The following is a 13513-nucleotide window of genomic DNA, read 5'->3' on the forward strand; positions in this document are numbered from 1 at the left end:
CCCGCCGCAAAACGGTACGATACTAGAGCGGGACCTTTCCCGAGTACCTGAACCGAAAGGGAGTAAGAAATGATCCAGCTGGAACCCGAACAAAAGAAAATACGGGCGGCCCTGATCGGGGCGGCCTTTCTAACCGGCGCGTCGTCTATCGGGCCGGGCTTTATGGTGCAGACCTCGCTGTTTACCGCGCAGTACGGCCAGAGCCTTGCGGCGGTGGTCGCCGCGATGATCGTAATGGATACTATTGCAAAGCTCAACATCTGGAGCATTCTGGGCATTTCGGGCCTGCGTGGGCAGGAGCTTGCCAACCGGGTGCTGCCCGGCTCTGGAAACGTGATCGCCATTCTGGTCACCTTTGGCGGCTTTACCTTCGCCATCGGCAACGTGGGAGGCGCCGCCCTTGGCCTGAACGCTGTGTGCGGGCTGCCGCTGCAGGCGGGCTACCTGATTTCGTGCGGCCTTGCCGTTTCCCTGTTTCTCATCAAAAACGCATCGAACGGCATTAACCGGGCCTCTCAGGTGCTAAGCGTGATGGTTCTGGTCATCCTGCTGATCATGGCATTTCAGACGCACCCGCCCATGAATCGCGTGGCTGACGGCCTGCTTTCCCCCGAGCAGCCGCTTTCGCTGCTCGTTCCGCTGATTACGCTGCTGGGCGGCTCCACCGGCGGCTATATTGCCTATACCGGTGCGCACCGCTTTCTGGATGCCGGGATTTCCGGCCGGGAGAATCTGCGCGGGATCCAGAAAAGCACCCTTCTTACCTGTGGGATCACCGGTCTTTCGCGCATTCTGATCTTTTTAGTGGTATTCGGCGTCTGCGCCGCCGGCGGTCAGGCAGCATCCTCCGCGATCGAAGCGGCGGAAAATCCTGCGGCCCAGGCGTTTCTGCTGGGAGCCGGCGAGCTGGGCTCACGGCTGTTCGGCGTCGCACTCTTCTGCGCGGGCATCACGACGATCATCGGGTCGTCGTACACCTCGGTATCCTTTTTAAAAACGCTTTATCCTGTGGTCGGGCGCAACGAAAAATGGTTCATTACCGGATTCATCGTGCTGGCCACCGTGCTGATCGCAACGATCGGCAAGGCCACCGCACTGCTTGTGATCGCCGGGGTCATCAACGGCTTTGTACTGCCGCTGACACTCGCCATCACGCTGTGGAGCATTCGCGACAAGAGCATCGTGGGGGAGGAATACCGGCATTCCCGCGTGCTGACGGTCACGGGGATCGTTATCACGGCGATTACTACATATGCGGCCTTTCGCGCGCTGCCCTCTTCGCTGGCAATGTTCTATTGAACGAGGCAGAGATTTCTGCTTTGCTGCATCCGATCTTTGAAAACGCAGGCCATCGAAAACTTTGCGATGGCCCAACGCTTCTACGGCATAAAAAATACTGCTGTTCCTTTGGAACAGCAGTATTTTTGTTTTTATGATCAGATAGAAACCTTCATCGCGATCCGGTACAGCTCCGTATCAAATCTTCGGAGCATTTCCAGCGCCTCGGTGATGTCGAAATCCACAATCTGGCCGTGCTGCATAGCTACCACACGATTGCTCTCGCCGTCTTCCAGCAGCTTCACCGCATGATAACCCATCTGCGTGGCCACAACACGGTCGCGCAGGGAAGGCGAACCGCCGCGCTGCACATGGCCAAGAATCGTCGCACGGGTTTCGATGCCCGTATTCTTCTCAATCTCTTTCGCCAGCTCTTCCACATGACACCCGGCACCCTCCGCCACCACAATAATAAAGTGGCGCTTGCCGATGCGCTGGGTGTACTGCATCCGCTGGTAAATATCGCGCTCAAAATCATACGGCTGTTCCGGCACCAAAATCGCCATGGCGCCGACCGCGATTCCGGTATTCAGCGCAATGTCTCCGCAGCGCCGGCCCATCACCTCAACCACGCTGCAGCGGTCGTGGGATTCGGTTGTGTCGCGCAGGCGGTCTACCATCTGCATCGCGGTGTTCATCGCGGTGTCGTAACCGATGGTGTACTCGCTGCACGCAATATCATTATCGATGGTTCCCGGCACGCCGATGCAGGGAATCCCGGCCTGTGTCAGGTCGCGCGCGCCGCGGAATGAACCGTCGCCGCCGATGACAATCAGACCCTCAATGCCCAGCTTCCGGCAGTTTTCCGCCGCCTTCTGCACGCCCTCCGGCGAATTGAACTCCGGGCTGCGGGCAGTGTAAAGCACGGTTCCGCCGTTGTGAATAATGTCAGAAACACTGCGCAGGTTCATTTCTTCCACATCGCAGTTCAGCAGGCCGTTATAGCCCCTGTGTACCCCCAAAACACCCATTCCGCTTGTGAGCGCGGTTCGAACAACGGAACGCACCGCCGCGTTCATTCCGGGTGCGTCGCCGCCGCTTGTGAGTACAGCGATCTGCTTCTTCCCCATCTTTCAGACCCTCCCGAATCAAAATGATACTGTGGTTTTTTTCTTACGATAACATTATTATACCATTCTCACGCGGGCGGCACTATGGAGGAAAATACCCATAATATGGATAAAAGTTGCATCATCGCACCAAAGCGACGTTTTCCTCTCCCAGCAGCTCGCGCAGCGCGCCGAGCAAAACCTCGTTGACGCTGACGCGATACTGCATCGGCGCCTGCATCAGCTTTTTGGTATCTTCAAAATACAGGTACAGCGGCGTCGCGCCGTCGAATACCGCGATATACTGCAGCGCTTTCCGGTGGCAGAAGCTCTCCTGCGACGGCAGCTTTAAATACAGGCCCGGGCGGCTGGAGCTGCGTTTCGCGGCGGGCTGCTCATCCGCTCCCGCACGCGGCGCGGCATCGCCATTCGCCTGCGGCGGCGGGGAAAGCGTATCGCACACAAGCTTTGCATCCTTTTCCTCCGTCAGGCTCAGGCGGCCCTTTACCACGACGACATTTCCCTCGGCCACCAGCTCCCCATACCGCTCCAGCACATTCGGGAACACCAGAAGCTCGATCGAACCATACATATCCTCCAGCAGGATGAACGCCATCCGGCTGCCGTTTTTGGTCACCTTCAGCTTCACCGAAGAAATGACGCCCAACAGCGTAAGGGTCTCGCCGTCCTGGTGGCGGCCCGTCTGCTCGTTGGCTTCCTCCAGCAGCTCGCCGGTGGGCGTTGCACCGATCTGCTCATACATCTGCAAGTATTTTCCCATCGGATGACCGGAAAGATACATCCCGGTCACTTCCTTTTCCATCACGAGCTTGTCCGCGTCGGAGAAATCCGGCATAGGATCGATGGAAAAGGTCGGCTCTTCCGACTGCAGCTGCGGCGTATCGAAAAAGCCGAGCTGGCCGTCCACGTTCCGGCGTTTGTCGGAATCGAGCGTATCGAGCACAGACTGGATGCTGGAGAGCATCTGGTTGCGGTTATAGTCAAGCGAATCCAGCGCCCCGCATTTGACCAGACTTTCGAGCGCGCGGCGGTTCAGATCCTTGCCATACATGCGCTTACAGAACTGGTAAAAGGACTCGAAATTCCCGTTCGCATCCCGCTCCTGAATCAGGCTGCGCAAAAAGCCGTCGCCCAGGTTCTTGACTGCCAGCAGACCGAAGCGGATATCGCGGCCCGCGACGGTAAAACCGCGGCGGCTCTGATTGACATTCGGCGGCAGCACGCGGATGCCCATCCGGCTGCACTCGGCGATATACGCGGCGATCTTGTTCGTGTTATCCAGCACGCTGGTGAGCAGCGCCGCCATATATTCGCGCGGGTAGTGGCACTTGAGCCACGCGGTCTGATACGAAATGGTGGCGTAGGCCGCTGCGTGGGATTTATTGAACGCATAGGAGGCAAAGCTCTCCATCTCGCCGAAAATCGCCTTGGCGGTCTCCTCATCCACGCCGCGGCGGACGCAGCCGTCCACCTCCACCGTGCCGTCCTCCGCCATAAGGCCGTACAGGAAAATGGAACGCTCCTTCTCCATCACGGAGGCCTTTTTCTTCGACATGGCGCGGCGCACAATATCCGCGCGGCCAAAAGAGTACCCCGCCAGCGTGCGGAAAATCTGCATCACCTGCTCCTGATACACGATGCAGCCATAGGTGACCTTCAGAATATCGGAAAGCATCGGGTGGCGGTAGGTGACCCGCTCGGGATGATGCCGGTTTTCGATATACCGGGGGATGGATTCCATCGGCCCAGGACGGTAAAGCGAGATCACCGCGATCAAATCTTCAATGTTTTCCGGGCGCAGCTGCATGATTACATTGCGCATGCCGCCCGATTCAAACTGGAACACGCCGTCCGTTGAGCCGGCGGTGAGCATTTCAAATACCTTGGGGTCGTCAAACGGGATCTTTGCGACCGAAAATTCCGGGTCGGCCCGGCGGATCGCTTCCTGCGCGTCGTTGAGCACCGAAAGGTTGCGCAGCCCCAGAAAGTCCATTTTCAGAAGGCCGAGCTCTTCCAGCGTCGTCATGGTATACTGTGTGACAATGGACTCCCCGTTTTTCGCGAGGGGAACATATTCGCTGACGGGGTGATCGGTGATCACGACACCCGCCGCATGCGTAGACGCATTGCGTGGCATTCCCTCCACCTGGCGGGCCATATCGATCAGCTCGTGAATCTGGGGATCGGTATCGTAGCGCGTGCGCAGCTCGGAGGAAGAGGCAAGTGCTTTTTCCAGCGTGACGTTCAGCCCCATCGGCACCAGCTTTGCCACCGAATCCACCACATTATAGGGAATCGCCATCGCGCGGCCAACATCGCGAAGGGAGCCTCTGGCCGCCATGGTGCCAAACGTGACGATCTGCGCCACGTGGTCGGCGCCGTATTTGTGTACGACATAATCGATCATTTCACCGCGCCGCTCGTCGCTGAAATCAATATCGAAATCGGGCATGCTGACGCGCTCGGGATTGAGGAACCGCTCGAACAGCAGCTGGTAGCGGATCGGGTCGATTCCAGTGATGCCGACGCAGTACGCGGCAAGACTCCCCGCGCCGGAGCCTCTGCCCGGGCCGACGGGAATTCCGACAGATTTCGCATACCGGATAAAATCGTAGACGATCAGGTAATAGTTGACATACCCCATACTCTCGATTACGCGAAGCTCATATTCCAGCCGCTCGGTAATGGCGGGGTCCGGCTGCTCGCCGTACAGACGGTGCAGCCCCTCAAAACACAGGCTGCGGAAGAATTCCACATTATCTTCCCCATTCGGCGTTTGGAACGAGGGCAGTTTTGTGTGACCGAATTCAAATTCCACCTGACAGCGCTCGGCGATGACAACCGTGTTATCACACGCCTCCTGCGGGAACAGCGCGCGCATTTCCTCTTCGCTTTTCAGGTAAAACTGATCGGTGGCGAACTCCATTTTATCGGGGTCCTGAATCGTGTGGTTCGTCTGAATGCAAAGCAGAATCAGGTGCATCCGGCTGTCCTGCTGCCGGATATAATGACAGTCGTTTGTCGCGACCAGCGGGATGCCGGTCTCTTTGGACAGGCGCAGCAGGCCGTCGTTGACGATTTTCTGCTCGCGGATGCCGTGATCCTGCATCTCAAGATAAAAATTCCCCTCGCCGAAAATGTCACGGTACCGCAGAGCGGTTTCCCGCGCGGCGGCGTAATCATCGTTTGTCAGCTGGCGGGGAATCTGCCCGGCCAGACACGCCGAAAGCGCGATCAGCCCCTCGCTGTGCGCCTCCAGCAGCTCCAGATCAACCCGGGGCTTGCTGTAGAAGCCCTCCGTCCAGGACTGGGAGACGATCTGAATCAGATTCTGGTACCCTGTATTGTTCTCGCAGAGCAGCACCAGATGATACGGCTCGTTATCGAGCCCATGCACCTTATCGAAACGGGTGCGGCGCGCGACATACACCTCGCACCCGATGATCGGGTGAAGCCCGTTCTGTTTTGCGGCACGGTAAAAATCCACCGCGCCGTACATCACACCGTGGTCGGTAACGGCCACCGCCGTTTGCCCCTGGCCCTTGACTGCCTCCATCAACGGCCCGATACGGCAGGCACCGTCCAGCAGGCTGTATTCCGTATGCAGATGCAAATGCACAAATCCCATGTGCCTGTCCTCCTTTCTCAAAAACCTTTTCGTGCGGTTTTACCGCAGAAGAATTTCTTTTATTTTATCCTTCGTGCCAGGACGAGTCATTTCTTTTTGATAGGAAAAGGTAATTTTCAGCGGGTGTCCCCCGCGGTACAGCTGCAAAGAAAAAATTTCTGTTTGAAAAGCAAGCGCAAAAAGCACTCTGCCCACCCCGGCACTAGAGGTTCAGCCTCCATACAATCCGACGGTCAAAGCGAAAAAGCCTTGACCGTCGGGAATCACTTCAGATTTTCGGCTTCCTCCATCAGTCGGCGCAGCCGATGATTGACCCCCGAGCGGCTGACCGGCGTTTGGAACAGCTGCCCCAGCTCCCGCAGAGAAAGCTCGGGATTTTTCAGCCGAAGCTCCGCCGTTTCCCGAAGCTCTTCCGGCAGAACCTCAAACCCGACCGTATCGCGGATTTTTTCGATCGCTTCCACCTGGCGCACAGATGCGCCGACAGTCTTGTCGATATTGGCGGTTTCAAAATTAGTCTTGCGGTTGACGTTGTTGCGCACCTCTTTGAGCATGCGCACCTGCATCAGCTCCATAGCTGCGCCTCCCGCGCCAAGATAGGCCAGCAGGTCGGCGATTCGGTCGCCGCCCTTGATATACACCACGAACGCGCCCTTTCGGTTGACGAGCGCCGGATGAAAATCCATCCCCTCGCGCAGGAGCGTTATAACGTCCTTTGCGAGGTTCATATAAGGCAGGATCAGCTCCAGGTGGTAATCCTTATTCGGGTCCGTCACGGTGCCGCAGGACAAAAATACGCCCCGCAGAAACGCCGCCTTGCAGCATTCGTTCTCCAGATTGGCCAGATTGACCCGCAGGCTGATTTCCTTCCCGCTGTGGCCGAATGCGGAAAGCACCTGCCTACGCTGGCTTTCCTCCTGCACGATCAGCGCATAACTGCTGCGGCGGTACGACACCGCCGTGCGCACCTCCACAATCGCGCCCGTGATCTGCGCCGCAAGCTGTGCGGCCCGGCGCGCCACCATGGGATGCTCCGTCACGAGAGAAACCGAAATCGGAGAAAAGCTCTTTGCGCACAGCAAAAGGCCGTAGCATTCCGCTTTTTCACAGCAGGCCTGTTCCGGCTCGATTTTACACATTTCCGATTTTGCATCATACGAAAATGACATGGCGCTTCTCCTATTTATGAATGTCCCTGTGGTTAACGCTGGCCCGTTTCCCGTTCTCGAGAAGGTGGTTATACAGCAGCTGCGCGAGCGCCACCGAACGGTGGCGGCCACCGGTGCAGCCGATCGCGATAACCAGCTGACTCTTGCCCTCGTCGCAGTAAAGCGGCAGCATGTAATCGATCATGTCGAGAAACCGGGTAACAAACCCCTTGGTCTGGTCCCATTTCATGACGTACTCGCGCACCGGTTCGTCCAGGCCCGTCTGGCGCTTTAATTCCTCCACATAAAATGGATTCGGCAGGCACCGCACATCAAAAACGAGGTCTGCTTCCGGCGGGAGACCATATTTAAAGCCGAAGGAAACGCAGTGTATCATCAGCGCCGCTGAGGCATCGCCCAGAAACAGGCTTGAAATCCGCTCCTTGAGCTGGGCCGGGGACAAAAACGACGTGTCGATAATGTAATCGGAACACTCCCGCACCGTTTTCAAAATCTGGCGTTCCATCTGCACGGCCTGTTCCAGCGAGCCCAGGTATTCCTCGGCCAGCGGGTGCTTGCGCCGCGTTTCCTTAAAGCGGTTGATCAGAACGGAATCGCCGGCATCGAGAAACAGAATCTTATATTTCTTCCCCTCTTCGCGCATCAGCGCCAGTGTTTCAGAAAGGCTGTCGAACAGCGTACCTCCGCGAATATCCGTCACGGCGGCGACGCGCTGAAACCCTTCCTTGGCCTGACTGCAGAGGTCATAAAAGGTGGGAATCAGCTTCGGTGGAATATTATCCACGCAGTAAAATCCGATATCCTCCAGCGCGTTGACGGCCCTGGACTTTCCCGCGCCGGAAAGCCCGGTTACAATAATAAATTCCATTTGAAATTCCCCCTCGCTTTACGCCCCAGTCACTGCCCGATTTTACGTATCTCACACTCCAACTCTACACCTGTTTGTTTGAAAACGGTCGATTGAATTACGGAAATCAGCCGCAGTACATCCTCACAAGTGGCGTCACCCTGATTCACAATAAAACCCGCGTGCTTGCTGCTGACGGCCGCACCGCCAACACTCTGGCCCTTGAGGCCGCACTGCTCGATCAAAGTACCGGCAAAATGATCCGGCGGGCGTTTGAACACGCTGCCCGCACTGGGCATTTCCAGCGGCTGCTTGGAACGCCTGCGGCCGATCAGGTCGTTCATCTTTGTACGGATCTCTTCCTGATCCCCAGCACAAAGCTGCAAATTCAAAAACAGAATCGCGGACTGATTATAACTGTACGCGCTGTGCCGGTAAGAAAGCTCCAGCTCCGCCCCGGTCAGCACTCCGAATTCGCCTTCGTGCGTCATATGCTCGCAGGAAAATAAAACATCCTTCATTTCGCCGCCGTACGCTCCGGCATTCATAAACGCGGCGCCGCCCGCCGTGCCGGGAATCCCCCACAGGAATTCCGCACCCGAAAGCGAATGCTCCAGCGCAAAGGTACACAACGCTGAAAGCGGTGCGCCAGCGCCGCACCGCACCCGCTGCGGCTGCGGCAGCGTGATCTCGTTGAATTCCCCGGTCAAAGCGATTACCATTCCGCGGATTCCCGCATCGCTGACCAGCATGTTGGAGCCGTTCCCAATCACCAGATACGGTACCTCCAGCTCATTGGCGCGCCGCGCCATTTGACTGAGACACTCACGGCTGCCGGCAGAAACAAACAGATCCGCCGGGCCGCCGATGCGAAACGTGGTGTGCCGGCTCATCGGCTCGTGAAAAGAATAGGCGCAGCCAAGCTGCTGTGCCATTGCACCCAATTGTTCGATCTGATCCATAGATGCCTCCTAGTTATTTTTGCCCACAGGAAATACCGGAGCCATCCGCTCCGGCATCACAAATCAAAATCCAGCTTTTTTTCGGTCGGCTCCAGCATTTTAGAATCCAGACCAAGGCTGCTCAGCAGCTCCTGTGCGGCATTGTAGCCCATCTTTTTCTGACGGTTGTTCATGGCGGCCACCTCGATAATCACCGCGAGGTTACGCCCCGGCTTCACCGGAATCGTCAGAATCGGCACCCGAATCCCCAGAATCTCTGTATAATCATTCTCAAGACCCATGCGGTCGTAATTCTTAGAGCTGTCCCATTGTTCCAGACTGATGACCATATCGATTTTCTCGGTCACCTTGACGGCACCCATACCGAAAATGCGCCGGGCATTGATAATGCCTATGCCGCGCAGCTCAATAAAATGACGGATATTTTCCGGCGAGGTACCGACCAGGGATTTTGCCGATACCCGGCGGATTTCCACCGCGTCGTCGGCAATCAGGCGGTGACCGCGTTTAATCAGCTCAATGGCCGTTTCGCTTTTTCCGACGCCGCTGTCGCCCACCAAGAAGATGCCTTCGCCGTATACCTCTACTAGAACGCCGTGACGCGTGATGCGCGGGGCCAGCTCGACGTTGACATACGATACAAGCGCGGCCATCAGGTCGCTGGTGGGTTCGGATGAACTGAATACCGACACGCCGTAAATCTGAGCCGCTTCCAGCAGCTCGGGCATCGGCTCAATGTCGCGCGCCACAATCACCGCCGGCGATTTTTTCGACAGCAGCTTATTGAGAGAAACCTGCCGTTCCTCCGGCGAAAAGCTGCTTAAAAAGGCTGTTTCCGTATTGCCCATGATCAGAATACGGTGAGAATCAAAGTAATCCAGAAAGCCGTTAAGCTCCAAACCCGGACGATTCACCTCACGGGAAGAAATCAACAGCTTTTCCGGGTCAACCGGCATATAAACAGGACGAAGGGAAAGCTCTTTAATTACCTTGGAAAGCGGAACCGTATATGTTGTCTGTGCGCCGTGGTTCTCATAGCCGCTCATCATTATCACTCCTATATTTTTTGCCGTCTGAACGAAGGACCATACTGCCCTCTGCCCGTTTCAAACGTCGGGAATCCTGCCGTAAACCAAAATTGCTTTTGCTGCGCTCCTATTTCGTCAATTATCATTAATGTTATTATAGCTTAAAAACGGGTAGAATTCAATGATGGAACACCTGAAACTCAATTTGCCCAAACTGGCAAAAGAAATGACTGAACATGGAAATTTTATGTTATAATAACCTCACGGCGTAAACGAAAGCAAAGCTTTTGACGCCTGGGAGAACATTGAATCATCGGCTTAGTGATTCCGAGTGTTGAAATAGGTTTTCGTGGGCTTGTTTTGGTTATGGATGATATAATAACCTCACGGCGTAGTTGAAAGCAAAGCTTTCGACATCTGAGAGACCATCGAATCATCTGCTTGATCATTTCGAGTTTTGAGATAGAATTTTCATGGGCTTGTTTGGTTATGGATGATATAATAACCTCACGACGTAGGTGAAAGCAAAGCTTTCGATGGAGTTTTGAGAGAGTCGAACTTCCCTGTACTTATCCCGCATGGGGAATCTGCATGCACAGCTTGCTTCAAGAGAGACAACACGCTAAACCTGCACGCGCACCGAAAATTTTCATAAAAATTGAAAGAAAAAAATTTTTCAGCAAGACAAATCCATTTTGCTATACTATAATACTTTTGAAAGGCACAATCGAATGAAACTCCCATATCTGTTTTTGGGAAGCGATTGTATGCTTTTTTCCTTTTTAAGGAATGTCCCCGCGGTATGGTTACAACCACTGCAATCCTGCCGCTTTATCTGCGATAAAACGAATCCATTCTTGATGATTTGCGGATCGGTCAGAGCCATCGGATTTGCCGGACGGCCCGGCTGACCGAAACGGGAGGAATTATGAAAATCGCCATTTTTACAGAAACATATCTGCCCCAAACCTCCGCGGTAGAAACACAGATTCTGCTGCTTGCCCAATCTCTCATCCGCCTGGGGCATGAGGTACTGGTGGTCAGTACAGACGTGGAATCGGAAGAATGCTATCTGGAGCAGCATACCCTGTTCGGCCCGGCCAAGCCCTCCGATACAATTTATGGACAAACTGGTCAGCGGACAAAGCTGAACCGGTTAAAAGAGTTCATCGATGATTTTGATCCGGATGTGATCCACCTGTTTACATTCTGTTCCGTGGGCGGGCTTGGGCTGAAATATGCCCTTTCGCACGATCTGCCGCTGATCACCACCGTGCAGAGCACTCACGACATCAGCGAGGGCTTTTATGGCAGAGGAGTACGCCGCCTGCTGGGCAAACGGTTGTGCCAGAGCACCTACCGCAAGGCGCTGGCCTTTTCGGATCTGGTGACAAGCCCCTCGCAAAAAATCCTGCGCAAAATCCGTCCGCTGTGCAAACACCGCCAGCTGACCGTTTCTCCCCTTTGTGTAGACACGGAGCAGCTGCGCGAAAAAGCGCCGGAAGGCGAAAAGACGGAAGCGATCCGCCGCCGTCTTGGAATCACCGGAAAAACAGGGGTCCTGTTTGTTGGAACGCTGGGAAAAGATAATGGAGTGGATGCCCTGCTTGATCACTGGGCTGCCTTATGCAAGGGCCAAAACAAGCTGCATCTGGCAATCGTTGGCACAGGCCCGCAGCTTGACGAGCTGAAGAACAAAGCCAATCTGCTGGGAATTTCCACCCGCGTCACGTTCGCCGGAGAGGTTCCGCGCGAACAGATTCCGCTTTGCTACCAGGTTTGCAGCGCATTTTTCAGCGCATCTGAATCCGACGCCATGAAGGCTGCTCCGCTCGAAGCCATTGTCAGCGGGCTGCCGGTGATTCTGCCGAAAAACAGCGCCTGTTCGGAGCTGCTGGTGGACGGAGTCAACGGCTTTGCATATGATCCGGAAACCGATATTGAAAAAATCCTGCACAATTTTGCATCTCTTTCCCCGGAAAAAGAAGCGGCTATGAAAAAGCTGGTGGCCCGCACAATGGGGAATCTGACTCTTGAGGAACAGGCCAAAAGCTTTTTGAGCTTTTACGCGCTGACGCAAAAGCACCACTATAAAACAGCGGAAAAGCTGGAATGACTTTTCCCCAAAAGAGCATCGCCGCAAATGTTGCGGCGATGCTCTTTTTATGCTGAAAGTTTTACCATCATCCTGCGCCGCCAAGAATCCCGCCAATATAGTACAGCACAAAAATGTGCAAGGGATAGAAAACATAGAAAAAGTATTTCCATCCTTTTCCCCTTTGTCCATTGTAGCTTACTAAAAACGGAAGCGCCCCAAGCATCATCCACGAATAATACTTGAAAAGAATTGCGGTCGGGTCAGGTGTGTAGGCCGGAGGAATTCCTACAGCCTTCAGGCAGAGCTCATAGAAAAAGGAATATAAATCCGGAAGACGGAATATTTCGATCAGCTGAGCAAGGCAATGCGGTACAAACTGGGTAAAAAGCAACAAAAAGAGCACAACGCAAAAAGCAGTATAGGCACGGGCCAAACGCTTTCTGTCATCCTTTACCCAGTAGAGTATCACCCCCAACAGCAAATACACCCAACCGCCCTCTAAATAGAAAATGCTGCCGAGCAAAGTGGGCAGAAACTCTATCAAGATGGTAAAGCCGGTAGTAATCGGAACTACCATTGGCAGCAAAATCAAGAGCAAATAAGCTCCAATCTGCCAGACACCATACCGAAGTAAATATTTTTGAAAGCTTCCATCCTTTTGGCGAAAACGATCTATTAGAAAATAGAGAATGCTCAGGCAAAATAGAGGCCGGAAAATATTATTACCAATGACTCCCGCAGGACTGGAAAACCCAGGAATTGCATGGAAGGAATAAAAGACCACACGCTTTGCAAGCTCCATGAACACACCCGCAAGATAAAGCCGAATGATGTACTTTTTCTTGCTTCTCGTATGAGAAAAGCCCTGTGTGGAGCAAAAAATGAAAATGGGAAACGAGAGTCTGCCGATCCAGTGGAGCCAAATCGGCATGTTGGGAAGAAACTGCCCGATATGGTCAATCACCATAAAAATAAGTGCGAGAATTTTCAGCGCTGTGACAGACATTCTTTTTTCTCCTTGTTCCTAAAAATAAAAACTACACACTCACGAAATCATAAGTGTGCAGTTTTAAAAAACAATTCAGTAATGACTTGATTGTACCAATCACATCAATGTACCTTAAAATATTTGACTTAAACTCTAAATAGCTTTTGATTCTAATGACGTTCTGGTAACTGTGAAAAACCGCTCAGAATTTCCGGGTGTTAAAACTGCATTATGTACTGTGGCCGGAACTTAAGCTTTTCGCCTTTACCGTAAGAATCGAAAAAGAACGATTGTGAACTTGGATAGAACGGCCATATTTATATAACGATTAATAACGATGTTTTGTTACAGATTCTTCCAAAAAGCCAAAATATTTTCAGTCGTC

General features: G+C 54.0%; 9 protein-coding genes. 2 read left to right on the forward strand and 7 right to left on the reverse strand.

The genetic code is table 11. The annotated features are described in order from the left end of the window. Window positions 1-69 precede the first annotated feature (69 nt). Window positions 70-1299, forward strand: coding sequence for an NRAMP family divalent metal transporter (locus TY09_RS08735; protein ID WP_042433214.1), 1230 nt, complete (start codon window positions 70-72; stop codon window positions 1297-1299). 137 nt (window positions 1300-1436) lie between these two features. Here the strand turns inward: TY09_RS08735 and pfkA are convergent, their stop codons facing one another. The 6 genes from pfkA to hprK form a co-directional block, all read right to left on the reverse strand. After that, entirely contained in the window at window positions 1437-2408 is a 972-nt protein-coding gene (gene pfkA, locus TY09_RS08740) for a 6-phosphofructokinase (protein ID WP_009062245.1), read from the reverse strand. Window positions 2409-2529: 121 nt separating this feature from the next. After that, window positions 2530-6036 carry a DNA polymerase III subunit alpha gene (locus TY09_RS08745; RefSeq protein WP_042433217.1) on the reverse strand — a complete coding sequence of 1169 codons (3507 nt, stop codon included), beginning with the start codon at window positions 6034-6036 and terminating at the stop codon, window positions 2530-2532. A gap of 263 nt (window positions 6037-6299) precedes the next feature. Beyond that, complete coding sequence (gene whiA / locus TY09_RS08750; protein ID WP_042433220.1) at window positions 6300-7205, reverse strand: DNA-binding protein WhiA; 906 nt, start codon at window positions 7203-7205, stop codon at window positions 6300-6302. Window positions 7206-7215: 10 nt separating this feature from the next. Continuing rightward, the gene (rapZ, locus tag TY09_RS08755; protein WP_009062264.1) at window positions 7216-8073 is read right to left on the reverse strand and encodes an RNase adapter RapZ; all 858 of its coding nucleotides are present in this window, start codon (window positions 8071-8073) and stop codon (window positions 7216-7218) included. A gap of 29 nt (window positions 8074-8102) precedes the next feature. Beyond that, window positions 8103-9014, reverse strand: a complete 912-nt coding sequence (murB, locus tag TY09_RS08760; RefSeq protein WP_042433224.1) for a UDP-N-acetylmuramate dehydrogenase — start codon at window positions 9012-9014, stop codon at window positions 8103-8105. A 56-nt stretch (window positions 9015-9070) separates the two neighbouring features. Beyond that, window positions 9071-10060 carry an HPr(Ser) kinase/phosphatase gene (hprK, locus tag TY09_RS08765; protein ID WP_042433227.1) on the reverse strand — a complete coding sequence of 330 codons (990 nt, stop codon included), beginning with the start codon at window positions 10058-10060 and terminating at the stop codon, window positions 9071-9073. Between the two features lie 910 nt (window positions 10061-10970). Here hprK and TY09_RS08770 point away from each other — a divergent pair. Beyond that, window positions 10971-12158 carry a glycosyltransferase gene (locus TY09_RS08770; RefSeq protein ID WP_042433230.1) on the forward strand — a complete coding sequence of 396 codons (1188 nt, stop codon included), beginning with the start codon at window positions 10971-10973 and terminating at the stop codon, window positions 12156-12158. Between the two features lie 67 nt (window positions 12159-12225). On the opposite strand, the gene TY09_RS08775 is transcribed toward TY09_RS08770, so the two are convergent. After that, a complete protein-coding gene (locus TY09_RS08775; protein ID WP_042433233.1) occupies window positions 12226-13146 on the reverse strand; it encodes a TraX family protein in 921 nt (306 codons plus the stop codon). Window positions 13147-13513 lie beyond the last annotated feature (367 nt).

Source organism: Faecalispora jeddahensis (assembly GCF_000577335.1).
Lineage (GTDB): Bacteria > Bacillota > Clostridia > Oscillospirales > Acutalibacteraceae > Faecalispora > Faecalispora jeddahensis.

Excerpts from the sequence above, each read along its gene's own strand:
- TY09_RS08735 (WP_042433214.1), top strand. The coding sequence starts at position 70 with ATGATCCAGCTGGAACCCGAACAAAAGAAAATACGGGCGGCCCTGATC.
- pfkA (WP_009062245.1), bottom strand. The coding sequence starts at position 2,408 with ATGGGGAAGAAGCAGATCGCTGTACTCACAAGCGGCGGCGACGCACCC.
- TY09_RS08745 (WP_042433217.1), bottom strand. The coding sequence starts at position 6,036 with ATGGGATTTGTGCATTTGCATCTGCATACGGAATACAGCCTGCTGGAC.
- whiA (WP_042433220.1), bottom strand. The coding sequence starts at position 7,205 with ATGTCATTTTCGTATGATGCAAAATCGGAAATGTGTAAAATCGAGCCG.
- rapZ (WP_009062264.1), bottom strand. The coding sequence starts at position 8,073 with ATGGAATTTATTATTGTAACCGGGCTTTCCGGCGCGGGAAAGTCCAGG.
- murB (WP_042433224.1), bottom strand. The coding sequence starts at position 9,014 with ATGGATCAGATCGAACAATTGGGTGCAATGGCACAGCAGCTTGGCTGC.
- hprK (WP_042433227.1), bottom strand. The coding sequence starts at position 10,060 with ATGAGCGGCTATGAGAACCACGGCGCACAGACAACATATACGGTTCCG.
- TY09_RS08770 (WP_042433230.1), top strand. The coding sequence starts at position 10,971 with ATGAAAATCGCCATTTTTACAGAAACATATCTGCCCCAAACCTCCGCG.
- TY09_RS08775 (WP_042433233.1), bottom strand. The coding sequence starts at position 13,146 with ATGTCTGTCACAGCGCTGAAAATTCTCGCACTTATTTTTATGGTGATT.